This is a genomic window from Pseudomonas fluorescens (assembly GCF_002022275.1).
Taxonomy (GTDB): domain Bacteria; phylum Pseudomonadota; class Gammaproteobacteria; order Pseudomonadales; family Pseudomonadaceae; genus Aquipseudomonas; species Aquipseudomonas fluorescens_AJ.
In genome coordinates, this window is the sequence record NZ_MSDF01000047.1 from 847 (window position 1) to 24,316 (window position 23,470).

The 23,470-nt window shown below is 62.3% G+C and carries 23 protein-coding genes; 9 read left to right on the forward strand and 14 right to left on the reverse strand.

Annotation, left to right across the window (positions count from 1 at the left end):
• Positions 1-173 precede the first annotated feature (173 nt).
• The 4 genes from aldA (BFW87_RS24175) (at position 174) to BFW87_RS24190 (ending at position 5,838) form a co-directional block, all read left to right on the forward strand.
• Entirely contained in the window at positions 174-1,598 is a 1,425-nt protein-coding gene (aldA, locus tag BFW87_RS24175; protein ID WP_078742229.1) for an aldehyde dehydrogenase, read from the forward strand.
• A 76-nt stretch (positions 1,599-1,674) separates the two neighbouring features.
• The gene (locus BFW87_RS24180) at positions 1,675-2,982 is read left to right on the forward strand and encodes an MFS transporter (RefSeq protein WP_078742230.1); all 1,308 of its coding nucleotides are present in this window, start codon (positions 1,675-1,677) and stop codon (positions 2,980-2,982) included.
• A gap of 1 nt (position 2,983) precedes the next feature.
• A complete protein-coding gene (locus BFW87_RS24185; protein ID WP_078742231.1) occupies positions 2,984-4,201 on the forward strand; it encodes a mandelate racemase/muconate lactonizing enzyme family protein in 1,218 nt (405 codons plus the stop codon).
• 26 nt (positions 4,202-4,227) lie between these two features.
• On the forward strand, positions 4,228-5,838 hold the full coding sequence (locus BFW87_RS24190) for a GMC family oxidoreductase (protein WP_078742232.1): 1,611 nt from the start codon (positions 4,228-4,230) through the stop codon (positions 5,836-5,838).
• A gap of 139 nt (positions 5,839-5,977) precedes the next feature.
• Here the strand turns inward: BFW87_RS24190 and BFW87_RS24195 are convergent, their stop codons facing one another.
• On the reverse strand, positions 5,978-7,081 hold the full coding sequence (locus BFW87_RS24195; RefSeq protein WP_078742233.1) for a DSD1 family PLP-dependent enzyme: 1,104 nt from the start codon (positions 7,079-7,081) through the stop codon (positions 5,978-5,980).
• A gap of 70 nt (positions 7,082-7,151) precedes the next feature.
• Between BFW87_RS24195 and BFW87_RS24200 the strand changes: the two genes are divergently transcribed.
• The gene (locus BFW87_RS24200; protein WP_078742234.1) at positions 7,152-7,778 is read left to right on the forward strand and encodes a helix-turn-helix transcriptional regulator; all 627 of its coding nucleotides are present in this window, start codon (positions 7,152-7,154) and stop codon (positions 7,776-7,778) included.
• Here the strand turns inward: BFW87_RS24200 and BFW87_RS24205 are convergent.
• Positions 7,766-8,146 (reverse strand): RidA family protein, encoded by a 381-nt coding sequence (locus BFW87_RS24205; protein ID WP_078742235.1) that lies wholly within the window; start codon positions 8,144-8,146, stop codon positions 7,766-7,768. The genes BFW87_RS24200 and BFW87_RS24205 overlap by 13 nt on opposite strands.
• Positions 8,143-9,108, reverse strand: coding sequence for a threo-3-hydroxy-L-aspartate ammonia-lyase (locus tag BFW87_RS24210; RefSeq protein WP_078742236.1), 966 nt, complete (start codon positions 9,106-9,108; stop codon positions 8,143-8,145). Before BFW87_RS24210 ends, BFW87_RS24205 begins: the two co-directional genes overlap by 4 nt.
• Before the next feature lie 120 nt (positions 9,109-9,228).
• On the opposite strand from BFW87_RS24210, the gene BFW87_RS24215 reads away from it, so the two are divergent.
• Positions 9,229-9,843 (forward strand): LpxA family transferase, encoded by a 615-nt coding sequence (locus BFW87_RS24215; RefSeq protein ID WP_078742237.1) that lies wholly within the window; start codon positions 9,229-9,231, stop codon positions 9,841-9,843.
• Here BFW87_RS24215 and BFW87_RS24220 read toward each other — a convergent pair.
• From BFW87_RS24220 to BFW87_RS24260, 9 genes are all read right to left on the reverse strand, one after another.
• A complete protein-coding gene (locus BFW87_RS24220; RefSeq protein ID WP_078742238.1) occupies positions 9,840-11,162 on the reverse strand; it encodes a carbohydrate porin in 1,323 nt (440 codons plus the stop codon). The two genes, BFW87_RS24215 and BFW87_RS24220, sit on opposite strands and share 4 nt — an antisense overlap.
• 185 nt (positions 11,163-11,347) lie before the next feature.
• A complete protein-coding gene (locus BFW87_RS24225; protein ID WP_078742239.1) occupies positions 11,348-12,118 on the reverse strand; it encodes an SDR family NAD(P)-dependent oxidoreductase in 771 nt (256 codons plus the stop codon).
• 28 nt (positions 12,119-12,146) lie between these two features.
• Entirely contained in the window at positions 12,147-13,205 is a 1,059-nt protein-coding gene (gene rhaT, locus BFW87_RS24230; RefSeq protein ID WP_078742240.1) for an L-rhamnose/proton symporter RhaT, read from the reverse strand.
• 40 nt (positions 13,206-13,245) lie between these two features.
• Entirely contained in the window at positions 13,246-13,566 is a 321-nt protein-coding gene (gene rhaM / locus BFW87_RS24235) for an L-rhamnose mutarotase (protein WP_176159817.1), read from the reverse strand.
• A complete protein-coding gene (locus BFW87_RS24240; protein WP_078742241.1) occupies positions 13,566-14,447 on the reverse strand; it encodes an amidohydrolase family protein in 882 nt (293 codons plus the stop codon). Before BFW87_RS24240 ends, rhaM begins: the two co-directional genes overlap by 1 nt.
• A 70-nt stretch (positions 14,448-14,517) precedes the next feature.
• Positions 14,518-15,951 carry an aldehyde dehydrogenase gene (gene aldA / locus BFW87_RS24245; RefSeq protein WP_078742242.1) on the reverse strand — a complete coding sequence of 478 codons (1,434 nt, stop codon included), beginning with the start codon at positions 15,949-15,951 and terminating at the stop codon, positions 14,518-14,520.
• Between the two features lie 11 nt (positions 15,952-15,962).
• Complete coding sequence (locus BFW87_RS24250; protein WP_078742243.1) at positions 15,963-16,763, reverse strand: HpcH/HpaI aldolase family protein; 801 nt, start codon at positions 16,761-16,763, stop codon at positions 15,963-15,965.
• Between the two features lie 11 nt (positions 16,764-16,774).
• Positions 16,775-17,959: an L-rhamnonate dehydratase gene (rhmD, locus tag BFW87_RS24255; protein ID WP_078742244.1), complete on the reverse strand. Its 1,185-nt coding sequence runs from the start codon at positions 17,957-17,959 to the stop codon at positions 16,775-16,777.
• A 16-nt stretch (positions 17,960-17,975) separates the two neighbouring features.
• A complete protein-coding gene (locus tag BFW87_RS24260) occupies positions 17,976-19,271 on the reverse strand; it encodes an MFS transporter (RefSeq protein WP_078742245.1) in 1,296 nt (431 codons plus the stop codon).
• Positions 19,272-19,387: 116 nt separating this feature from the next.
• Between BFW87_RS24260 and BFW87_RS24265 the strand changes: the two genes are divergently transcribed.
• The 3 genes from BFW87_RS24265 (at position 19,388) to BFW87_RS24275 (ending at position 21,857) form a co-directional block, all read left to right on the forward strand.
• Positions 19,388-20,329 (forward strand): LysR family transcriptional regulator, encoded by a 942-nt coding sequence (locus BFW87_RS24265; protein ID WP_078742246.1) that lies wholly within the window; start codon positions 19,388-19,390, stop codon positions 20,327-20,329.
• 92 nt (positions 20,330-20,421) lie between these two features.
• Positions 20,422-20,940: a sigma-70 family RNA polymerase sigma factor gene (locus BFW87_RS24270; protein ID WP_078742247.1), complete on the forward strand. Its 519-nt coding sequence runs from the start codon at positions 20,422-20,424 to the stop codon at positions 20,938-20,940.
• Entirely contained in the window at positions 20,937-21,857 is a 921-nt protein-coding gene (locus BFW87_RS24275) for a FecR domain-containing protein (protein WP_078742248.1), read from the forward strand. The genes BFW87_RS24270 and BFW87_RS24275 overlap by 4 nt, the downstream gene beginning before the upstream one ends.
• Before the next feature lie 71 nt (positions 21,858-21,928).
• Here the strand turns inward: BFW87_RS24275 and BFW87_RS24280 are convergent, their stop codons facing one another.
• Entirely contained in the window at positions 21,929-22,645 is a 717-nt protein-coding gene (locus BFW87_RS24280; RefSeq protein WP_078742249.1) for an ABC transporter ATP-binding protein, read from the reverse strand.
• Complete coding sequence (locus BFW87_RS24285; protein ID WP_078742250.1) at positions 22,642-23,469, reverse strand: ABC transporter permease; 828 nt, start codon at positions 23,467-23,469, stop codon at positions 22,642-22,644. Before BFW87_RS24285 ends, BFW87_RS24280 begins: the two co-directional genes overlap by 4 nt.
• Position 23,470: the final 1 nt, after the last annotated feature.

Genomic DNA, 23,470 nt, shown 5'->3' on the forward strand with positions numbered 1-23,470 from the left:
GTAAGGGCGGAACCAATACCAGCCGTAACCGCAGCAACGGATATGTACACGACCAAAAACACCCCTAACCTTCGTTTTTAGCAAGTTACCCCACCCAATAAGTCGTTTGCCCAGCCCCCTAACAACGACAAAACTGCATGTCACTCGCAAAACAACAACGTTGGGCAAACCACATGCAACCCGAGCGCAATTTCTACAACGGCCAATTCGCCGAACCCGCCAGCGACGCCCTGATCGCCGTCTACAACCCAGCCACCGAAACCCTGGTCGGCCACGTCAGCGCTGCCACCCCAGACGAAGCCATCGCCGCCGTCAACGCCGCAGCAGCCGCCCAGAAAACCTGGGGCAAACTCACCAGCATCGAACGCGCCGAGCACCTGCGTGCCTTCGCCGATGCACTGGACATCCACGCCGAAGCCATCGGCACCGCCCTGGCCAGCGAGTCGGGCAAAAGCCTCAGCGACGCCAGCAACGAAGCCCGCTACGCCGCACAAATCACCCGCTACCACGCCGAATGGGCACGCCGCATCGAAGGCGAAATCATCCCCAGCGACACCCCCAACGAAAACCTCTTTCTGCAACGCGAACCCATCGGCGTCGTGGCCTGCCTGATCCCGTTCAACTACCCGGTCTACACCCTGCTGCGCAAGATCGCCCCCGCGCTGATCGCCGGCAACACCGTGGTGGTGCGCCCAAGCAACAACACGCCGCTGTCGGCATTTGAAATCGCCAAGGCCGTGGTGACTGCCGGGATTCCGGCCGGTGTGATCAACATCCTGACCATGGACCACGCCACCGCTGCCAGCGTTTGCACGCACAAGGCCGTCGGCCTCATCACCCTCACCGGCAGTGTGAACGCCGGGCGTATCGTGCTGGATTACTGCAAGGCCAATATCGCCAAGCCGTCCCTGGAACTGGGCGGCAAGACCCCGGCGATCATCGAGGCCGATGCCGACCTGGAACAGGCCGCCAGCGCCATCGTCGCCTCCAAGACCACCCACTGCGGCCAGCTGTGCACGGCGGTTGAACGGGTGTATGTGCACGAAAGCGTCTATGAGCACTTCCTGGCGCTGCTGAAAACAAAGATCAGTGCCGTCAAGTTCGGTGACCGCGCCACGGACGCCAGCCTGATGGGCCCGCTGGTCAACGCCAGTTCGCAAAAGAATATCCATGCCATGGTCGAGCGCGCTGTCGCCGCCGGTGCTGTACTGGAAACAGGCGGCGTGCTGCCTGAGGGGCCTGGGCATTTTTACCCGCCGACCTTGCTCAGCGGCTGCCGCCAGGACATGGAGATCATTCAGGAAGAAATCTTCGGCCCGGTGCTGCCGGTGCTCAAGTACCGCGACATCGACGAAGCCCTGGCCATGGCCAACGACCATCAGTTTGGCCTGTCGTCGGTGCTCTACACCGAAAACTACCGCACGGCGATGAAAGTGGCGAACGCCATCGAAGCCGGCGAGCTGTACGTCAATCGCACGCCGGCGGACCCGTATCAGGGCTTCCATGCCGGCTGGAAACGCTCAGGGCTGGGCGGTGATGACGGTAAGCACGGGATGCTTGAATTCACTCAGACCCGCCTGGTGGTCATGAAGTACTGATCCACGAATACCCGCTGCACCTTTAATAAAAACAATTATCAGGGCACCCGCACATCGGGTGCCTGAGGTCCACACGATGTCCAAGCCTGCACCCGTTGCCCGGGTTTCCGTTGCCGTGCCCACGGCAAACGACACCGCCAGTCGTTACTTCCAGTTGATGTTGCTGGTCCTCGCCGCCGGGGCGATCTACCCGATCCTCTACCTGCGCCAGGTCTACCAGACCACCATGCTTGAAGTGTTCCACATCAACCACAGCGAGCTGGGCTACCTGTACTCGATGCTCGGCACGATCTTTTTGCTCAGCTACCTGCCCAGCGGCTGGCTGGCCGACCGTTTGCCGCCGCGCTTCCTGATTTTCTTCTCACTGGTTGCCACCGGTGCGCTGGGCATTTGGTATTCGACCGTGCCGTCGATGACCGGCTTGATGATCATCTTCGGTTGCTGGGGCCTGACCACCGGCCTGACCTTCTGGGCTTCGGTGCTCAAGCGCGTGAAGATGATTGCCCACCAGAGCGAGCAGGGCCGTTTCTTTGGCATCCTCGACGGCGGTCGCGGTCTGGTCGAAGCGCTGTTGGCCACCGTCGCCCTGGGCTTGTTCGCCTACGCCACTGAAACCCGCAGCCAGACCGCGGCCGAAGGCTTCAAGCACGTGGTCTACCTGTATTCCTTCGTGTGTATCGCCATCGGCTGCGTGCTGGTGCTGCTCAAAGACCCGAAATCCATGGCCGAGACGGCTGCGGTGGAGAAGGGCAAGTTCAACCTGCTCGCCGACCTGACCACCCTGGTGAAAATCCCCGAGCTGTGGCTGGTGACCGCCATCGTGTTCTGCGGTTATCACATGTTCTGGGCCACCTACAGCTTCTCCGACTACCTGCAAGGCAGCGGCATGACCGCCGTGATGGCCGGCACCATCACCACCATCAAACTGTGGATGCGCCCCATCGGTGGCATCGGTGGCGGCTGGCTGGGGGACAAGTTCTCGAATATCTCGGTGCTGATCGTCGCACTGGTGCTGGTGACCCTGGCGATGGTCGGGTTGATCGTATTCCCGGCGCTCAACAGCCTGGGCCTGTTGATCGGCACGGTGATCTTTATCGGCCTGATGACCTACGCGATTCGCGGCCTGTACTGGGCGATTCTCGACAGTTGCGACATCCCGCTGCGCATCACCGGCCTGGCCATCGGCATCGTTTCGGTGGTGGGTTACCTGCCCGACACGTTCATTCCGCTGATCAACGGCTACCTGACCGACACCTACCCGGGCAAGGCTGGTTACAACCTGTATTTCGGCTACATCGCCTTTATCGGCGTGCTCGGCACCCTTGCGGCCTTGACCCTGCGCGCCCGAATCAACCGTAAAAAATTCAACCAGACAGGTGCCTGAGATGAAAATCGTCGCCCTTGAAACCTATATTGTTGCCGTTCCACCGCCGCACATCGGCGGCATGTACTGGCTGTTCGTCAAACTCAAGACCGACTGCGGTATCGAAGGCGTCGGCGAGATCTACGCCGCCACCTTCGGCCCCAAAGCCATGCTGCCGATCATTGAGGACGTGTTTGAGCGCTACCTGCTCAACCACGACCCGCACCACATCGAGCGGTTTTTCCGTCAGGCGTATTCGAGCGGCTTCACCCAGCGCCCGGACCTGACCATGATGGGCGTGGTCAGCGGCCTGGAAATGGCCTGCTGGGACATCATCGGCAAAGCCGCCAACAAGCCGGTCTACGAGCTGCTCGGCGGCAAGGTCAACGAGCGCCTGCGCTCCTACACCTACCTCTATCCAGTGAACAGTAAAGGCGAGTACGACTACGACGACCCGGACCTGGCCGCCGAGTGCGCCATCGAGAACATGAACAAGGGCTTCACCGCCGTGAAGTTCGACCCGGCTGGCCCGTACACCGCGTACTCCGGGCATCAGATCTCGCTGGAAGTGCTGGAGCGCTGCGAGACCTTCTGCCGCAAGATCCGCGAAGCCGTGGGCGACAAGTGCGACCTGCTGTTCGGCACCCACGGGCAGATGGTGCCGTCGTCGGCGATCCGCCTGGCCAAGCGCCTGGAAAAATACGACCCGTTGTGGTTCGAAGAACCGGTGCCGCCGGGCCAGGAAGACGCCATGGCGCAGGTCGCGGCCAAGACCACGATCCCGATTGCTACCGGCGAGCGCCTGACCACCAAGTATGAGTTTTTCAAGCTGCTGCAAGCCGGTGGCGCGTCGATCCTGCAGATGAACGTGGCGCGTTGCGGCGGGCTGCTGGAAGCCAAAAAGATCGCGAGCATGGCCGAAGCCTACTACGCGCAGATTGCCCCGCACCTGTACAACGGGCCGATTGGCGCGGCGGCGAGTTTCCAGCTGGCGACCTGTACCCCGAACTTCCTGATCCAGGAAAGCATCATGACCTGGGGCGGTTTCCATGCCGAAGTGCTGACCAAGCCGCTGCAATGGGAGGATGGCTACATCATCCCGTCCACCGAGCCGGGCCTGGGGGTGGAACTGAACATGGACGTGGTGCGCAAACACACGCCGTACACCGGCGAACGCCTGCACCTGCAAATGGCGCCGACGCCTGCCGACGTAAAAGACACTTCGCCCGCCAAGGGCTAATAAAACGACTGATGCGGTAACCGTTAATGACCTATGACTACATCATCGCCGGGGCTGGCGCCGCCGGTTGCGTCCTCGCCAACCGGCTGTCCGCCTCGGGCGAACACACCGTGTTGCTGCTGGAAGCGGGCGGCAAGGACAGTTCCCTGTGGTTCAAGATCCCGGTCGGTTTCGCCAAGATGTATTACAACCCGACCTTCAACTGGATGTACTACAGCCAGCCGCAAAAGCAGCTGGCCGGGCGCGAAATCTACGCGCCGCGCGGCAAGGTGCAGGGCGGTTCGGGCTCGATCAACGCGATGATCTACGTGCGCGGCCAGGCCCATGACTTCAACGATTGGGCGGCCAACGGCAACGACGGCTGGGGCTTCAAAGACGTGCTGCCGTACTTCCGTAAACTGGAAAACCACCCGCTGGGCGACACCGAGTACCACGGTGGCAGCGGCCCCATCAGCATCACGCCGATGAAGGGCCAGACCCACCCGATCTGCGATGTGTTCCTTAAGGGGTGCGAGCAATTGGGGTATGCGCAAAGCGACGACTTCAACGGCCCGAACTTCGAAGGCGCGGGCCTCTATGACGTCAACACCCGCAATGGCGAGCGCAGCTCCAGCAGCTTTGCGCACCTGCACCCGGCGCTTGGCCGTTCCAACCTGACGGTGGAACTGCATGCCCTGGTGGACCGCGTGCTGTTCGACGACGCGCAGCGCGCCACCGGCATTGTTGTGACCCAGCACGGTGTGAGTCGAACCTTCACGGCCCGCAAAGAGGTGATTCTCTGCGCCGGTGCAGTGGACACGCCGAAGATCCTGCAACTGTCCGGCGTGGCCGACCAAACGCTGCTCGCCGAGCACAATATCCCGCTGGTCAAACACCTGCCGGCGGTGGGCGAAAACCTGCAGGATCACCTGTGTGCCAGCTATTACTACAAAGCCAATATTCCGACCCTGAACGACGAACTCAGCTCGCTGTTCGGCCAGCTTAAACTCGGCCTCAAATACCTGTTCACCCGCAAGGGCGCGCTGGCGATGAGCGTCAACCAGGCCGGTGGTTTCTTTCGCGGCAACGACGAACAGACCGACCCGAACCTGCAGCTGTACTTCAACCCGCTGTCGTACCAGATCCCGAAAAACAATAAAGCCAGCCTCAAGCCAGAGCCGTATTCAGGCTTTCTGCTGTGCTTCAACCCCTGCCGCCCGACCAGCCGGGGCACCATCCGCATCGCCTCGAAAAACCCGCGTGATGCGGCGCTGATCGACCCCAACTACCTGAGCACCCAGAAGGACATCGACGAGGTGATCCAGGGCAGCCGGTTGATGCGAAAGATCATGCAGGCGCCGGCGCTCAAGGGCATCACCGTGGCCGAGGTTCTGCCTGGCACAGCGGTGCAGACCGACGAGCAGATGCTGCAATACTTCCGCGAAAACAGTGGCTCGATCTACCACCTGTGCGGCTCCTGCGCCATGGGCTCGGACCCGCAGGTGTCGGTGGTGGACAAGCGTTTGAAGGTGCACGGGCTGCAAGGGCTGCGCATTGTTGATGCGTCGATCTTTCCGAATGTGACCTCGGGCAATACCCATGCGGCGGTGTTGATGGTGGCGGAGAAGGGCGCCGACCTGATCCTGCAAGATGCCTGAAATCACTGCCGGTTAAAGGTGAGAGCTGGTTTATGTGGGAGCTGGCTTGCCTGCGATAGCGGTGTCTCAGTCATACAGATATTGACTGTGCAACCGCAATCGCAGGCAAGCCAGCTCCCACATTGGAAAGGTGTTTGAGCTACCAGCCGCGCAGGCGTGGCCATTCCTGAATTTGGCCACTCTCCAGCAGCGCGTTGTAACTGCCGAACTGCGCCCCCGTCGCACAGGCATGATTCGGCAGGATGCGCAGGCGTGTGCCCAGCGGAAACTGCGCAACCACATCAACTTGGCGAGATTGGAACTGTGCCACGCCATGCTCCTGGTTGGCGCTGCTCAATAACAGCCCCTCAATCGGCAGGCCGTGTTCATCACGTACTTGGCCATAACCAAAATCCCGCTTCTGAGCCTGCGTGCCCCGGTCGCGACTCATCGCCATCCAGCCGGAATCGGTGATGATCCAGCCTTTTTCGGGCTGATGACCAATCACCGTGGTCAGCACGCTCAAGGCCAGTTCATCGATGCCGCACACGCCGATGTTGTGCATCACCAGATCAAAGAAGGCATAGACGCCGGCACGCAGTTCAGTCACGCCGTCCAGGTTTGCCGCTGACAACGCAGTGGGGGTAGAGCCGACGCTGACATGGGCGCACGGTAGCCCGGCTGCACGAATACGCTGCGCCGCCTCGACACACCGTGCGCGCTCCTGCTCGGCGATGGCCTGCAAGGCTTCGGGGGTATCCAGCCCGTAGCTTTCCCCGGCATGGGTCAGAACGCCGGTGAGGTGGGCACCGAGCAGGCGGGCGATCTCCAGCAATAACGGATCCTGCGGTTTGACCCCGGAACGGTGGCCGTCGCAATCGATTTCGATCATCACCGCAAAGGTCGCGTTGTGCTGCTGGCCGAAATCAACGATGGCCTGGGCGCCCGCGAGGCTGTCAGTGATCAGCGTCAACTCGCACCCGTTGCGCAGCAGCGCCAGGGCCTGGGGCAATTTGTGCGGGGCCATCGCCACGGCGTAGAGGATGTCGGTAATGCCTTGCGCGAGAAAATACTCGGCTTCCTTCAAGGTCGAAACCGTGATGCCGCGGGCGCCTGCGGCCATTTGCGCGGCCACCACGTGCGCACACTTATGGGTTTTGACATGGGGGCGCAGTTGCACGCCCAAGCTGTCGGCACGGTGTTGCATGCGCCGGATATTGCGCTGCATCTTCAGCGTGTCAATCAGTGCGGCGGGAGTGTCCATGAGTGAAGTTCCACATTGAGGGACAGCGCCGAAATTGACGCCCTGTCCATGACTGGATATGTTGTCTTGCATGAAAAAGACCTCGACCGAAGACACCCATCTGATAAGCCAGCTCGAACAGATTGCTGAAGGCTTGAGCAAAACCTTCAGCCCGTTCTGCGAAGTGGTGCTGCACGATTTGCGCGACCCTCAGCACGCGATCCTGGCGATCCATAACAACCTCTCCGGGCGTGAGCCGGGTGACCCGGCCACCGCGCTGGGCCTGGCGCGGATTGCCGACCCGGGATACACCCAGGTCATCGCTAATTACCAGAACCAGTTCAGCGACGGGCGCCAAGTCAAAAGCACCTCGATCGGCATCAAGGGGCACAGCGGTGAGTACGTCGCCGCGTTGTGCATGAACGTCGACCTTTCGTTATTCCGTGGCTTGCAAGGCATGCTGGAGCAGTTCGGTTCGCTCAGCGGCGACAACCCCAACGACTCCCTCGACCCCTCCGGTGCCGACGCGATTCGCGCGCGTATCGACAAGTTTGCCGCTCGCCTGGCCACCACGCCGCGAGCGCTCAAGACGGCGGACCGTCGCGTGTTGATGCAAGAGCTCAAAGACTCGGGCTGCCTGGACATTCGCCGGGCGATGGAGACCGTGGCCTCGCACCTGGGTGTGTCCCGCGCGGCGGTCTACACCTACGCCAAATAACGCGCCACCGCTTCAATCTCCACCAGGTACCCGTGATGCAATTCCGGCACCGGCACCACCGCGCGGGCAGGGCGGTGATCGCCGAGTGCGGCGGCGTATACCCGGTCGAATTCCGGCCAGTGCTGGATCCCTGCAACGTAGACAGTGACCTTCACCAAGTCTTCAGGCGAACCGCCCGCAGCCTTCAGGATCGCCAGCAGATTATTCAGCGCCACTTGCGTTTGCTCGGCAAACGACGCCGACAGGTGATGGCGCCCGTCCGGGCTGACCGGCAACTGCCCGGAGATGTACAGAGTATCGCCGTGGCGGATCGCCTGGGCGTAATGCCCGGCGGGTTGTGAGGCAGCAGGCGTGTGGATGATGTTCATGACGCCTCGCTGAGCAGGGCGGCATAGTTCAGGAGGTCCACGTTGCCGCCGGTGACGATAATGCCCACGCGTTGGCCCTTGAACCGCTCGCCCAGTTGGCGCAATGCCGCCAGGCCCAGGCAGCCGGTGGGCTCCACGACCATTTTCATGCGTTGCATAAAGAACTTCATCGAGGCCACCAACTCGGCATCCGACACCGTGAGGATGTCGTTCACCAGGTCACGAATGATCGGGAACGTGTGGTTGCCCAAGTGCTGGGTCTGCGCGCCGTCGGCGATGGTCGCCGGGGTGTCGATATGCACGATGCTGCCGCTGCGGAACGAGCGTTGACCGTCATTGCCGGCTTCGGGTTCGACGCCGAACAGTTGGCAATCCGGCGACAGCGCCCGAGTCGACAACGCCGTACCCGAGAGCATGCCACCGCCGCCGAGGCCGACGAACAGAGCGTCCAGCGGGCCGGTGAACTCCAGTAATTCCTTGGCGGCAGTGCCTTGGCCGGCGAGGATGTGCGGGTGGTCGTAAGGCGGGATCAGCGTCATGCCGCGTTCAACCGCCAGGGTCCGGCCGATTTGCTCGCGGTCCTCGGTGAAGCGGTCATACAGCACCACGCTGGCGCCGTAGCCACGGGTGGCCGCGACCTTGGTCGCAGGCGCATCGGCAGGCATCACGATGGTGGCTGGCATGCCCAACAGGCTCGCCGCCAGGGCGATGCCCTGCGCGTGGTTGCCCGAGGAAAACGCCACCACGCCAGCCTTGCGCTGTTGTTCGTCAAACCGTGACAGGGCATTGAACGCCCCGCGAAACTTGAAGGAGCCGGTGCGTTGCAGGTTCTCGCACTTGATAAATACCTGGGCGCCGGTTTCGGCATCCAGGGTGCGCGAGGTGAATACCGGCGTGTGGTGGGCAAAGCCCTCCAGGCGTGTGGCGGCATCGATGATGTCGTGGTAGGTGGACGCGTGCATGTGACGGACCTCGTGTGTGTGTCTGGATAAAATATCCATAACAAGACAAATAGTAAAGGTTCGTTTGTCACCCATGGCATGCTAGTTTTCGCACTTCTCTGACTGCTGGAGGGTTCGACGTTGATCCGACTGACCGATTACATCGCCGGTTTTTCTCAATCGGTTTTGGCGCCGTGGGCTGACCTGACGCCCTGGGCGCTGGCGACTCAGGCTCCGGCTATCGTCCGGCAACTGCTGGCCGAACTGCCGGCTGATGAGTACCGCATTGAAAATGAAGTTGCCGTACACCGCACCGCCACCGTCGAGCCCGGCGCTTTGCTCAAGGGGCCGTTGATCATCGGCGCCCATTGCTTTATTGCCAGCGGCTCACTGCTGCGCGGTGGTTGCTGGCTGGACGCGCACTGCATCATCGGGCCGGGTGCCGAGTTGAAAACCTCGTTTGTATTCAGCGGCAGCAAGCTGGCGCACTTCAATTTTGTCGGCGACTCCGTGCTGGGTCACGGCATCAATCTGGAGGCGGGGAGCATCGTCGCCAACTACCGCAATGAGCGCGAGGACAAGGACGTGCAGGTACGGATTGACGGGCACTTGCAGCGCACCGGCTGCGACAAGTTTGGCGCGTTGCTGGGCGACCAGTGCCGGATTGGCGCCAACGCGGTATTGGCCCCGGGAGCAATCCTGGTACCTGCCAGCGTGGTCGGGCGCGGGCAGGTGTTTGATGGCGAGAAAGACTAGAAGTCAGCAATAAACTGCACACCGCCGACCACCGCGCCGGTGGTTTGCGTGAGCCCGCCGGGGTATTTCACGTATTGCAGGTTGGGGCGCACCATCAGCCATTTGGTTGCCTGGAAACCGTAGTTGATCTCGTAGCTGTATTCGCGGCGTTGTTCGGGCACGTACAGCGGGTCGTCGATGTCGGTGACGCCGTTGGCTGCGTTGAGCATCTGCGTGTTGCGGGTATAGCGGTCGCTGACCTGCAACTTCGAGGCGCCAATACCCACCGTGTCGTCGGGGCGTGAATCGAACGGGCCACGGTAGATCAGGCCGACCTGGACCAGACTTTTGATCACGCTCTTGTCCGGGTCATTCATCGTCAGGTTGGCGAACGCGTTGAGCCCGCGCTTGGCGTTGCCGTCGACCGTCGTCAGTTGCTGCTGGCCCGACAGCCACCAGCCGGCGTTGCTGGAGTACATCCGGTAGGGCTTGCCGGAGCTGGCGGCGAAGTTGCCGTCTGCATCCTTGAGGTTGTCTTTGCTGTCGGCGTTTGTGTAGTAGTAGCCGGCGTGGTACTCGGCGCTGAGGCCGGCGATCTGGCCTTTCCAGATCGCTTCGATGGGGAAACTGGTGCCCTGGGAGCCGCTGATAAACGGTTTGAAACCATTGCTGGCTTCAGCGTTGCCGGGGTTCTTGTCGTAGGCGCCGACCTGCACCGCCCACTCATCGGTGAACTGGTACTTGGCGCGGATCGCCCACTGGCTGATGGGAAAGCTGTTCCAGACGCCGTTCCAGTTGCCTTCCTGGGAACCGCACAGGGTCACGTTCTGGAATTCGCAGGGGAACTGGTCGAAGTCTTCGCCGTGGCCGAAGCGGCCAAGTTTGAGGGCGAACTTGCGATCGAAGAATTTCTGCTCGTACCAGAACTGCGAGAGTCGCCAGGCATTGCCGCCGCCGAACACTTCCATGGTCGAGGTCAGGCCAGTGGCATTGGGTTGATGCACGCGGTCGTTGGTGATGTCTTTGCCATGACGCTCGCCGATGCCGATGCGAAAGGTCGCGTCCTGCCAGCCGAGGAGTTTTTGCAGGTCCATGTTCACGCCGAGGATCAATTGATCGCTCCAGCGTGCGGTGGTGTGGGAGTTGTAGCCGCCGCCGAGGTTGGAGCCGACTTCGCCCACATATTTGAGCGTGAAGTCATAGCCTTGTTCGGCCAGTTGCGGGCGCAGGCCGTTCCAGTCGCCGAGCATGGCGGGGGAGTTGGGGGCCAGCAAACCGGCGCTGAAGGCGCAGGTCGACATGGCGCTGCAGAGCAGGGCCAGGGGGAGGGTGGGGCGCATGGGATGCTCCTGGGTATTGTTGTTTTTATGGGGTGAAACTCAAATTTCAGGCGTGCGCAGTCCCTGTGGGAGCCGGGCTTGCCCGCGATAGCGGTGGATCAGCCACTGCATCTGGTGACTGATCTATCGCTATCGCGGGCAAGCCCGCTCCCACATTGGAACTGTGGTGTTTGTTAGGGGGGGTGTTACTGCAGGTTAACGAACAACCCGCCATCCACCAGCAACGAGGCGCCGGTCACATAGCGCGCCATGTCGGAAGCCAGGAACACAATCGGCCCGGCCACATCGTCCGGCTCACCCAAACGGCCCAGCGGGGTACGCGAGGTCATGTAGGCGAGCTTTTCTTCATCGGCCAAATCTTCCTTGTTGATGTCGGTGGCAATGGTGCCCGGCAACACCGAGTTGCAACGGATTCCATACGGCCCCAGCGCAATGGCGCAGGATTGCATCAACGAATGCAGCCCGGCCTTGGTCGGCGTGTAGTGGGTTTGCATGCCGCCGCCCACCAGCGCGCTGATGGAACTGACCGCAATGATCGCGCCGCCACGGCCCTGGTTTTTCATCTGGTTGGCCGCCGCCTGCACGGCGAAGTAGGCGCCGTTGAGGTTGGTGTTGACGGTCTTCAGGTAAACCTCGCGCGGCATGTCGAGGAACGAATGGAACGGGCAGATCCCGGCATTGTTGACGAACACATCGACACTGCCAAAAGCCTTCACGGCGCCGGCCACCAGTTTATCGCCGGTGTCCGGGTCGGCCGCATCGCCACCGACTTCAATGGCCTGGCCGCCGAACGCCTTGATCTCTTCAATCAACGAATACGCCGCCTCGGTGCCCTGGCCGCTGCCGCTGTGGCCGATCACCACGCGGGCGCCTTGGCGTGCGCATTCACGCGCGGCGGCGCGGCCGATACCGCGGGAGGCGCCGGTGATGATCACGGTTTTATCTGCAAGCAACATAAAAAGACTCCTTGGAAAATGAGAGGTTTCAGCCGAGGTAATTGCCGTAACCGACCATGGCGATGGCGCCGAGTATCACGGCGATACCGGCCGCCAGCACTGCCTTGTTGGCGGCACTGGTGCCGGCCCATTCACGGAAATACAGGCCCCAGCAGTTGGACACGATGATGATGAATGACATGTGCAGCACCCAGGAGCTGGCGTCGTTCTGCAGGCGGCTTTCGCCCATGCCGTAGAAGAAAAACTGCAGGAACCACAGGGTGCCGGCGATGGCCACCAGCAGGTAATTACTCAGCAGCGGGGTGCTGCGGTCGGTGTAGTTGGAGAAGGTGCGGTTGCGCCAGTTCAGCCACAGGCACCAGATCCCGTTGGTGGTCAAACCGCCCCACATGATCACCATGAAGGTCACGTTGTTCTGGAACAGGCTGTTGGCGCCGTGTTCCACCGCGGCCGCAGCGAGTGGGCGGCCGGCGGAGATGCCGTAGCTGAAGCAGGCGCTCAGCACCCCGGAGATCACTGCCACCAGCATGCCTTTGCCGAGCGAAAACTCGCTGACACTGGCGAACTTCACCGCCTGCGACACTTCGCGTTCCTTGATCAGCCCGGCCTTGCCACACACCGCGATGCCGATCAACGACACGGCCACGCCCCACAGCACCCAATGGCCGCCCTGGGAGGCCAGCATCGAGGTCAGGGTGCCCTCGGTTTCCGTGGTAAACAGGTCGCGGTACAACGCTGGCATCAAGGCGCCGAGGGCGGAGGTCAGGCCCATGATCAGTGACATGCCGAGGGACAAACCGAGGTAGCGCATGGTCAAGCCGAACGTCAGCCCGCCGATGCCCCACAACACGCCGAACACATAGGTCCACAGCAGGGTGCCGGAATCGGCCGTGCGCAGAATTTCCACCCAGCCCGGCACCGTCAGTTGCGCGGCAATCAGCGGCACGATCAGCCAGGACACCAGGCCGCCGGTGATCCAGTAACTTTCCCAGGCCCAGCCGCGGACCTTTTTGTAGGGGATGTAGAAACTGCCGGAAGCGAAGCCGCCGATAAAGTGCAGAATCACACCGAAGAGAATGATTTCCACGTGGTTGAATCCTTTTTATTGTTGTTGTGAGCCAGTCGGTTCAGGGGCGCGTCAGGTGGAACATGGGCAGCAGGTCAACGCTGATCGGCGAGGCATCTGCGTGGCTGGGCATGATGTCCTGCATGTAGGTCCACCAGCGTTGCATCAGCGCGGTGCCGGGCAGTTCGTCCAGGCCGTGGACGTCCTCGTGGGTCAGCACCGCAAATAGCGCGTTGGCGGCCTCATCGAGAAAAATCCGGTAGTCCACCACGCCCGCATCCAGCAGCGCCTGGGCCAGTTCCGGCCAGATCTCAGCGTGGCGCCGACGGTACTCGTCGGCCTGGCCCGGGTTGAGGTTCATGCGAAAGGCGCGGGTCTGCATCACAGGTCTCCATGGGCGGGCGTGGGCGTGTAGATACGCACCGCGTTGTGCACAAAGAACTTGGCCTGCACGGCCTCGGGTTTGTCCGCCATGCAGCTTTTCACCAGGCTCAGGGTGGTGGCGAAATCCGCCAGATGGTCGCTGTTGGGCCAGTCGCTGCCGAAGAAACAGCGGTCTTCGCCAAAGGCTTCCCACAATACGGCGAGGCGGTCGTTGTAGAACGCTGTGTCGGTGATCAACCCGTGCGGCCCGAGCTGGGGGATTTCCGCCAGTTTGGCAAACACGTTGGGCCGCTCGGCCAGGCGCAGCAGGTCGGCGTGATAGGCCGTTTCTTCACCGGCGGGCACTTGGGTGTTGGGCAGGTGATCGACGACGATGCGCAGTTGCGGCAGCGCGTCGCTCAGGTGCAACAGGCCCTTGATCAGGCGCGGGTTCGGGTTGGCACTGTCCAGGCTGCGCCCGCAAGCTGCCAGTTGGCGCAAGCCGTCGATAAAGCCCGGGCGGGTCTGGTCCAGCAGCAGGTCGCGGTCCCACAGGTTGCCGTAGCGCAGGCCGAGGAACAGTGGCTCTTTCGCCAGCGCGTCGAGGTCGGCGGCGAAAGACGCCTCACGTGGGTCGAGGTTGCCGACGAACCCGAGCATGCCAGGCGTATTGCGCAGGGTCTCGAGCAACCAGCGGTTGTCGTCACGCCACGGACTGGCTTCCACGGCGATGGCGCCGATCACGTTATGCGCGCTGGCCACCGCCCGGTAGTCGGCTGGCAAATGCGCGGCATACAAGCGGTTACCGGGCTCCGGCCACGGGATGCCTTGAGGGCGGCGCGGGTCGAACAGGTGCAGATGGCTGTCGATGATCGGGCCGCTGTAAAGGGGCAGGGGCATGGCGCAGTCCTTATCTTTGGCATTCTGGGAAAGGCCCGCACGCTAACGCGCCGGGCCACGTTTCACCACTTCAGCTCTGCAGGTACACCACGTGCGTGTGGGTGTACTCATACAGGCCGTGCTTGCCGTCGGCGCCGCCCACCCCGGATTTGCGCACGCCGGCATGGAAGCCTTGCATGGCTTCGAAGTTTTCGCGGTTGACGTAAGTCTCGCCAAAATCAATCTCACGCACCGCGTGCATGGCTTTGCCGAGGTCGCGCGTGTAAATCGACGATGTCAGGCCGTAGTCGCAGTCATTGGCCATGGCGATGGCTTCGTCGAGGTCGTCGACAATCTGGATCGGCAGCACCGGGCCGAAGATCTCCTCGCGCATGATTTCCATGTCGGCACGGCACCCGGCCAACACCGTTGGCTGAAAGTGAAAGCCTGCGCCCAGGTCGGCAATCTGCCCGCCGCTGACCAAGGTCGCGCCCTGGCTCAGCGCGGTGCGTACCTTGCGATTTACGCTGTCCAGGCCCTGGCGGTTGATCAGCGGGCCCATTTCCACATCAGCCTGGGCGATGGGATCGCCGTAGCGCGTGGCCGACATCGCGGCGCTGATGCGCTCGATAAACTGATCGGCGACCTTGCGCTCCACGTACACGCGTTCGGCGCAGTTGCACACCTGGCCGGTGTTGATGATCCGCGAATCGCGAATGGCTTTGACCGCCAGGTCGAGGTCGGCATCCGCCAACACAATGGCCGGTGCCTTGCCGCCCAGCTCAAGGTTGAGCTTGGTGATGTTCGGTGCGGCGGCGGTCATGATCCGCGAACCGGTGGCCACGCTGCCGGTGAAGCTGATCATGTCCACGCCTTTGTGCGCGGTGAGTGCGCCGCCGACCTGGCCGTCGCCGCAGACCACGTTGAATACACCGGCGGGCAGGTCGGTCTCGGCCACCAGCTTGGCGAATTCGAAACAGTTGTTCGGGGTTTCTTCGCTGGGTTTGATCACGATGGTGTTGCCGGTGAGCAACGCCGGGGCCATCTTGCGCGCGATCAGAAAGAACGGAAAATTCCACGGCAGAATGCCGGCCACCACGCCCAACGGCTTGCGGAACAGGAAGATATTCTCGTTAGGCCGGTCGCTGGTGATGATCTCGCCTTCTATGCGCCGCGCCCACTCGGCCATGTAGTCGAGGTAGTCAGCGGTGAAGTTGACTTCGACCTCTGCCAAGCCACTGACCTTGCCCTGTTCAAGGGTGATGGTGCGTGCCAGGTGCGCGACGTTTTCGCGCAGTTTGGCGGCGATGCGCCGCAGGTGGCCGGCGCGCTCGATCGCGGGTTTGCGTGCCCAATCTTTTTGCGCATGGCGTGCAGCGGCGAGTGCCTGGTCGACGTCGGCGGCAGTGGACGCCGGGACCTTCGACAGCAGCGCGCCGGTGGCCGGGTTAAGCACGTCGATATGCGCTTCGCTGGCAATGAAACGGCCGTTGATAAAGTTCTGGTAAACGGGAACAGATGACATGGGCTGGTTCCTCAGTAAGTGCGCGACGGCGCTTTCGCGTCGGCGGCAGGGCGATAACGGGCGAGGGTGGCGAGTGCGCTCTGGCGCAGCAGGCTGATGTCGATGGCCACCGCGATAAAGCGGCAACCCCAGGCCTGGTAGCGGCGCGCGTCGTCTTCGTTCGGCGCGAGAATGCCGCAGGCTTTACCCGCGGCGAGGGTCGCGTCTACCGCGTGCTTGATACGCTCCTGCACCTCGGGGTGGCCGGGGTTACCGGCGTGGCCCAGGCCAATGGACAGGTCGGCCGGACCGATAAACACCGCGTCCACGCCATCAACGGCGGCAATTGCCGCGACGTTTTCCACGCCCATGCGCGATTCCACCTGCACGATCAGGCACAGCTGCTCATGGGCGGTTTGCAGGTAATCCGCCACGCCGTCCCAGCGTGTGGCGCGGGTCAAACCGCCGCCAACGCCACGAATGCCGTGGGGCGGATACCGCATGGCACGCACCAGCGCCTGGGCCTGCTCGGCGGTTTCGACCATGGGGATCATCAGCGTCTGCGCACCGACATCGAGCAGTTGCTTGATCAGGTTGGCGTCGCCACTCACCGCACGCACTACCGGCGCTGTGGTGTAGGGCGCCACCGCCTGTAGTTGGTTGAGTACGCTGGGGACGGTATTGGGCGCGTGCTCGCCATCGATCAGCATCCAGTCATAGCCGGTGCTGGCGACGATTTCGGCCGCGTAGGCGGTGGCGAAACCGGCCCAGATGCCGTATCGCGTGGTGTCCTTGGCGAGGGCGGCCTTGAAGCCGTTGCGGGGCATGTTCATGGCAGTCTTCCTCAGCGGTTATACGGACGGTGCAGTTGGCAATCCGGGTTCAGGTCAACGCCGAAGCCGGGTTTGTCGAGCACCGACAGGCGCATGCGTCCATTGACCGGAACCGGTTCGCCGAGCAGTTGCGGGTGGAACATCGGCACGACTTCGTCGGCCTTTGGCGCCATCATCAGGAATTCGGCGAACGGGCTGTTATGGCGCGTAGCGACGAAGTGGTAGCTGTAGACCGACGAGCCGTGGGGCACCACCATCGCATTGTGGGCATCGGCCAGGGCGGAAATTTTCACCAGTTCAGTGAGCCCGCCACACCAGCCGACATCGGGCTGGATAATGTCGCAGCAGCCCATTTCCAGCAGCATGCGGAAACCCCAGCGCGTGGCTTCGTGTTCGCCAGTGGTCACCAGCATGCCCTTGGGCACGTTGTTGCGCAGCGCGGCGTAACCCCAGTAGTCGTCCGGCGACAGCGCTTCTTCGATCCATTTCAGCCCGTATTCATGGGCGCCAATCGCCAGTTTGGTCGCGTAGTTCAGATCCAGGCTCATCCAGCAATCGAGCATCAGCCAGAAATCCGGGCCGACCCGTTCGCGCATGGTTGCCAGGGCTTCGAGGTTCTTGCGCAGGCCTTCTTCGCCTTCGCTGGGGCCGTGGTGCAGGGGCATCTTGCCGCCGATGAAACCCATTTTCTGCGCGAGGTCCGGGCGGGCGCCGGTGGCGTAAAATTGCAGTTCGTCACGCACGGCACCGCCGAGCAGTTGATGCACCGGCTCCTGGCGGATTTTGCCGAGCAGGTCCCACAGGGCCAGGTCGACGCCGGAGATTGTGTTGATCACCAAACCTTTACGGCCGTAATAGAGCGTGGACTGGTACATCTGGTCCCAGATCTTTTCGATATCAGTGACGCGGGCGCCTTCCAGAAAGCGCGCCAGGTGTTTCTCGACGATGTAGGCCGCCGGCTCACCGCCGGTGGTGACGGCGAAACCGACGGTGCCGTCGCTGGCTTCAATCTCTACTACCAGCGTGCCAAGTACGTTGATGCCGAAGCTACGGCGGCTCTGGCGGTACTCGGGGTATTTGCTCATGGGCGTGCTGATGTGATCGTCGATCCAGTGGCCGTCGGCCTGGTCGTGGTAGTCGGCGCCGCCGCCACGCAATACAAAGGCGCGCACGTGTTTGATGGTGAGGTGACCCATGGTGTGACTCCTGGAATTAAACAGTGGCCGGCGTGTTCGACGCTTTAGGGCCGGGTGAATGGATGCCCAGTACCAGCAATGCAGCCAGGACTGTGGTGGCGGACAGCAGGTAGAGACCGGCCGCCGGGGAGTGGAAAGCGCTTTCGGCCCAGTGCTTGATGACCGGGGCGATAAAGCCGCCGAGGGCGCCGAACGAGTTGATCAAGGCGATGCCGGCGGCGGCTGCACTGCCGGCCAGATAGCTGGAGGGGAAGGTCCAGAACACCGGTTGCACGGCGATGAACCCCGAGGCCGCGAAGCACAGGGCGAGCATGCCCAGCAGCGGGTTGGCAAAGGTCACCGAGCAGGCGATACCGGCAGCCGCCATTAATAGTGTGAGGCAGGCGGTGCGGCGACGGTCGCCGGTACGGTCGGAGTAAGCGGGAATCCACCACGCCGCGAACAGTGCGCAGATCCACGGGATGGCAGACACCAGCCCGACCATCAACCCCACTTTGGTACCGAGCAGCCCGCCGACCTGGGTCGGCAGGTAAAACACTACGCCGTACACGCTGGCCTGAATCAGCAAATACACCAGGCACAGATACAGCACTGAGGGCTGGCACAGCACATTCAGCAGGCTGCGGCCGTGGGAGGTTTTGTGCTGGTCTTCGGTGTCGAGCAGGGCCTGGATTTGCGCGCGCTCAGCTACGGTCAGCCACTTGGCATCGGCGGGGCGATTGTCCAGGTACCAGTAGGCCCAGATGCCAACCGCCGTGGCCATGAGGCCTTCCACTGCGAACAGCCATTGCCAGCCGTGAATGCCGCCGAAGCCGTCCATCTCCAGCAATAAACCGGATAACGGGCTGCCGAAGATAAACGCCAGCGGCGCGCCAAAGTAGAAGAAGCCCATGGCCTTACCGCGCACGGCCTGGGGGAACCAGTAGGTGAGGTAGAGGATCACGCCGGGGAAGAAGCCGGCTTCGGCCACGCCCAGCAGAAAGCGCAGAACGTAGAAGCTGGTTTCATTGTGGGCAAACACCATCGCCGCCGACACCAGCCCCCAGCTGACCATGATCCGGCACATCCACAAGCGGGCGCCGACGCGGTGCAGGATCAGGTTGCTGGGCACTTCCAGCAGCGCATAACCGACGAAAAATACCCCGGCGCCGAATGCGAAAGCGGCGTCGCTCAAGCCGGTATCGGCCTGGAAGGCTTGCTTGGCGAACCCGACATTGGCGCGGTCGAGAAAGGCCATGATGTACATCAGCAGCAGGAAGGGCAGCAGCCGCCAGGAAATCTTGGCGAGCAGGGGCGCAGGCAGGGTTTTCATGAGCGATTCCGTTGTTTTGTTCTTATGGAACGGACTGTACGGCGGCCGAGCAATGCGCTACAAATCGAATCTCGCTTACAACTGATAACCTCAGGGTATCGTTAACAAGGATAAAAATGCGTAGTTCTGCGATCTCTCCCAGCCTGTTCAACCGCTTGCGCTACAAGCATCTGCATATGCTGGTTGCGCTGAGCTCCAGCCAGAATCTGCACCGTGCCTCCCAGGCGCTGAACATGTCGCAACCGGCGGCCACGCGCATGCTGCGTGAGATCGAGGACATGTTTGCCTGCGACCTGTTCGAGCGCTTGCCCCGGGGCATGCGCCCTACGGCACTGGGTCAGGAGTTGATCCGGTTCGCCGAATCAGCCCTGAGCGGCCTGGACCGGTGCGCCGAGGATTTGATGGCGCGCCAGCAGGGCGGGTATGGCTACTTGTCGATCGGCACGATCATGGGTGCGGCGCCCGACCTGGTGATGGATTGCATCGCGCAGATCAAGACGCTTAACCCGCAATTGCGTATCCGCATCATGGGTGACACCAGCGATCAGGTGATCCAGTTGCTCGAACAAGGGCGTATCGACCTGGGCATTACCCGGCGCAACGCTGCCACTGACAGCGAGCACTATAGCTTCGAACCTTTGGGCAACGAGCGCATGTTGGTCGTGGCGCATGCCGGCCACCCCTTGGCTCGGCGTGGCCGGCTGGAGCTGGCGGAGTTGGTGAGCGACTGGCCGTGGATCCTGCAACCGAAAACCAGCCCGGCGCGCATCGGTTTCGACCAGGCCCTGCAGGACCTCGCATTGCCCAGCCCGGCGGACATCATCGAATGCAGCTCGATCTATTCAATGCAGCAACTGATCCAGTTGACCGACGCGGTGATGGTGCTCTCGGAAAGTGCCCTGCGCGACTACCTGAAAATGGGCCTGGTGGTGGCGCTGCCCGTGGCACTGGACGTGCGTCTGGCGCCATTCGGGATGTTGTTGCGCAAGGGCGAGGGGGTGAGTCGCGAGTTGGGGTTGTTTATCGACATGCTGCGTCAGAAGGCGGCGATGCTCTAAACGCAATGTTGAAAAGAGCGTGGTACAGCGCGGCGATATTAAATAGAATGAATCTCATTTGAGACTCACTCGCGCCGCGCAGGTTGCTTGCCATGAATGATGCTGTTGTCCCGACCCACGCCCCCGAGTTGACGTTGTCGAGCCTGTACCGCGACCACCGCAGTTGGCTGGAAAACTGGTTGCGCCGACGGATGGGCAATGCCTGGGATGCGGCGGACCTGAGCCAGGACACGTTCCTGCGCGTGCTTGCCAGCGCCCAGCCGATAGCGCATCTGCAGGAACCGCGTGCGTATCTGGTGACCGTCGGCAAGCGCTTGCTGGTCAACTTTCATCAGCGGCGCAGCCTCGAACAGGCCTACCTGAAGGCCTTGGCCGACTTGCCCCAGGCGTGTGTGCCGTCGTCCGAGCAGCGTTGGCTGGTGCTGGAAACCCTGCAAGCACTGGATGAGTTGCTCGACGGTTTGCCTGTGCTAGTACGCCGCGCGTTTCTGTGGAGCCAGCTGGAAGGCTTGGGTTATCGCGAAATTGCCGAGCGCCTTGAGGTGTCCGAGCGCACGGTGAAACGCTACATGGCGCAAGCCTATGAGCATTGTTTGCTGGTGGATCTGTGAGCCGCGACGTCGCACGCGCCGCTGCGCAGTGGCTGGCGTTGCTCGAGTCCGGCGCCGCCACCGAACGTGATCACGCCAACTTGCAGCAATGGCGCGACAGCCACCCGCACCACGAACTGATCTGGCAAAAAGCCGAGTCACTGCGTCAGCGTTTCAGTGACGTGCCCCAGGCGTTGGCGATGGCCAGCCTCGACCGCCCGCAACCGGGGCGCCGCGCGTTGCTCAAGCGTGCCCTGGGTGTGGCGGCGTTGGTGCCGACAGCCTGGCTGATCAGCCGCCAGTTGCCCATCGACGCCTGGCGTGCCGACCTGCACACCGCCACGGGCGAGCGCAAACGCTTGCCTCTGGCCGATGGCAGCAGCTTGCAGCTCAACACGGCCACCGCGGTGGATATCGACCTGGCGCAGCGGCGTATCACGTTGGTTGACGGTGAGCTGGCGTTGAATGTGCCGGGTGCTGTGGCGTTGACCGTGCAAACCCGTTTTGGGCAAGTGCAGGTCAGCCAGGCCGAGGCGTGTGTGCGGCAATTGGCGTCTGGCTGCCTGGTCTCGGTGCTCAAGGGCTCGGTGCAGGTGCGTGATCTGAACGGGCAACTGGCGGCGTTGCAGAGCGGCCGGCAAGCACTCTTGAAATCCGGCGGGCTGGGTGATTGGGCGCCGTTCGATGTGCTGCAACCCGGCTGGCGCGACGGCGTGCTGACCGCACAGAACCTGCCATTGGGGGATTTTTTACGCGAGTTGGAGCGTTACCGCCCGGGCGTATTACGCTGGGACCCGAGCCTGGAAACCAGGCGCGTCACCGGTAGCTTCCAGCTGGACAACACTGACCGCATTCTCAGCCTGCTGGCCACGACACTGGGGTTTGAGGTGCACGCGCGCACGCGCTATTGGGTGACACTGACTGGAAAACGGGTGTGATCCCATGGCCATGATTTTGTGGTGAGCGGGCTTGTTTTTGGCAAGCCCGCTCACCACAGCAAGCCCTTTTGTCAGATCACATGCGCCCGTTGCAGCTCGGTCAAGGACAGCGCCTTGAGCTGCGCCAGCAAAGGGTCGCGCCGGTCCCTGGGGTGCGGCAAATTCACCGCCAGCGCCTGACGAATGCTGCTTGGCCGGTTGTCCATCACCAGTACCCGATCGCTCAGGTACAGCGCTTCATCCACATCATGGGTCACCAGCAATAACGCGATGGCGTGATGCGCGGCCAGTTGCAGCAGCAGGTCCTGCAGTTTGATGCGCGTAAACGCATCCACTGCGCTGAACGGTTCGTCCAGCAGCAGCACCTGCGGGCGTGAATACAGGCCGCGCGCAATCGCCACGCGTTGCGCCATGCCGCCGGACAACGCTTTGGGCAGCGCCTGGGCGAAACCCTTCAAGCCAACTTCCTCGATCAGTTGCGTGACCCAGGCCTTGTCGTAGCGGTTGTCATCGCTGAAACCGATGTTCTGTTCCACGGTGAGCCAGGGCATCAGCCGCGGTTCCTGGAACACAAAGGCAACTTCGCCTTCAGGGCTGCGCAATTCGCCCTGAAAGTCTGTTTCCAGGCCCGCAACGATCCTCAACAGCGTGCTTTTGCCGCATCCGCTGGGGCCGAGCAAGCTCACGGCTTCACGCGGCTGCAAGGCCAGGTGCACATTCGTCAGCACAGGGGTGTTGGCAAAGCTTTTGCGCTCGACGCGAATCTCTAACAAAGGCTGCTGGCTCATTGTTCTGCACCCTGACCTGTGAACGTGTCACGCCACGCCAGGCAACGCGTCTCCAGCGCGGCCAGCAAGCCATCGCTGACCTTGCCCAGCAGCGCCAACACGATGATTGCCGCCAGCACGATATCCGGCCGCGAGGTTTCCCGACCGTCGCTGAGCAAGTAGCCCAGGCCTTTGGTGGCGGCTATGAGCTCGGCGGCCACCAAAAACATCCACGCCAGGCTCAAGCCGCTGCGCAACCCGGTAAACAAGCCGGGCAGGGCGGCGGGCAACAGGATTCGCTGCACCAGGCGCCTGCGACTGAAACCGTACATTTGCCCGACCTCCACCAGTTTGCGGTCGATATCACGTATCGCCGCGACGCCGTTGAGGTACACCGGAAAGAACGCGCCAATCGCGATCAGCACGATCTTCGACGTTTCATCAATACCCAGCCACAGCAGCAACAGCGGTACCCAGGCCAAACTCGGAATCGAGCGCAGCCCGGCAAAGGTCGGCTCCAGATAGGCCTCGGCTTCGCGGCTGAGGCCAACCCAGGCAGCAAACACCAACGCCAGGCCGGCCCCGATCGCGAAGCCCAGCAGCACCCGTAACAGGCTGGCGCTGATGTGCTTCCACAGGGCGCCTTCGGCAAGGTCCGCGAGGGTCATGGCGATCTCGCTGGGCGCCGGCATCTGGTAAGAGGGCAACCAGCCGATGCGCACCACCCCTTCCAGAATCAACAGGATCAGCACCGGCAGGGCCAGGCCTTTGAGCCTCCTCGGCCAGGCACTGCGCCGGATGACCACGGGTGCAGGAAGGGGCAATGTCTGCAGTTTGCTTGTCATC

Excerpts from the sequence above, each read along its gene's own strand:
- aldA (WP_078742229.1), top strand. The coding sequence starts at position 174 with ATGCAACCCGAGCGCAATTTCTACAACGGCCAATTCGCCGAACCCGCC.
- BFW87_RS24180 (WP_078742230.1), top strand. The coding sequence starts at position 1,675 with ATGTCCAAGCCTGCACCCGTTGCCCGGGTTTCCGTTGCCGTGCCCACG.
- BFW87_RS24185 (WP_078742231.1), top strand. The coding sequence starts at position 2,984 with ATGAAAATCGTCGCCCTTGAAACCTATATTGTTGCCGTTCCACCGCCG.
- BFW87_RS24190 (WP_078742232.1), top strand. The coding sequence starts at position 4,228 with ATGACCTATGACTACATCATCGCCGGGGCTGGCGCCGCCGGTTGCGTC.
- BFW87_RS24195 (WP_078742233.1), bottom strand. The coding sequence starts at position 7,081 with ATGGACACTCCCGCCGCACTGATTGACACGCTGAAGATGCAGCGCAAT.
- BFW87_RS24200 (WP_078742234.1), top strand. The coding sequence starts at position 7,152 with ATGAAAAAGACCTCGACCGAAGACACCCATCTGATAAGCCAGCTCGAA.
- BFW87_RS24205 (WP_078742235.1), bottom strand. The coding sequence starts at position 8,146 with ATGAACATCATCCACACGCCTGCTGCCTCACAACCCGCCGGGCATTAC.
- BFW87_RS24210 (WP_078742236.1), bottom strand. The coding sequence starts at position 9,108 with ATGCACGCGTCCACCTACCACGACATCATCGATGCCGCCACACGCCTG.
- BFW87_RS24220 (WP_078742238.1), bottom strand. The coding sequence starts at position 11,162 with ATGCGCCCCACCCTCCCCCTGGCCCTGCTCTGCAGCGCCATGTCGACC.
- BFW87_RS24225 (WP_078742239.1), bottom strand. The coding sequence starts at position 12,118 with ATGTTGCTTGCAGATAAAACCGTGATCATCACCGGCGCCTCCCGCGGT.
- rhaM (WP_176159817.1), bottom strand. The coding sequence starts at position 13,566 with ATGCAGACCCGCGCCTTTCGCATGAACCTCAACCCGGGCCAGGCCGAC.
- BFW87_RS24240 (WP_078742241.1), bottom strand. The coding sequence starts at position 14,447 with ATGCCCCTGCCCCTTTACAGCGGCCCGATCATCGACAGCCATCTGCAC.
- aldA (WP_078742242.1), bottom strand. The coding sequence starts at position 15,951 with ATGTCATCTGTTCCCGTTTACCAGAACTTTATCAACGGCCGTTTCATT.
- BFW87_RS24250 (WP_078742243.1), bottom strand. The coding sequence starts at position 16,763 with ATGAACATGCCCCGCAACGGCTTCAAGGCCGCCCTCGCCAAGGACACC.
- rhmD (WP_078742244.1), bottom strand. The coding sequence starts at position 17,959 with ATGGGTCACCTCACCATCAAACACGTGCGCGCCTTTGTATTGCGTGGC.
- BFW87_RS24260 (WP_078742245.1), bottom strand. The coding sequence starts at position 19,271 with ATGAAAACCCTGCCTGCGCCCCTGCTCGCCAAGATTTCCTGGCGGCTG.
- BFW87_RS24265 (WP_078742246.1), top strand. The coding sequence starts at position 19,388 with ATGCGTAGTTCTGCGATCTCTCCCAGCCTGTTCAACCGCTTGCGCTAC.
- BFW87_RS24270 (WP_078742247.1), top strand. The coding sequence starts at position 20,422 with ATGAATGATGCTGTTGTCCCGACCCACGCCCCCGAGTTGACGTTGTCG.
- BFW87_RS24280 (WP_078742249.1), bottom strand. The coding sequence starts at position 22,645 with ATGAGCCAGCAGCCTTTGTTAGAGATTCGCGTCGAGCGCAAAAGCTTT.
- BFW87_RS24285 (WP_078742250.1), bottom strand. The coding sequence starts at position 23,469 with ATGACAAGCAAACTGCAGACATTGCCCCTTCCTGCACCCGTGGTCATC.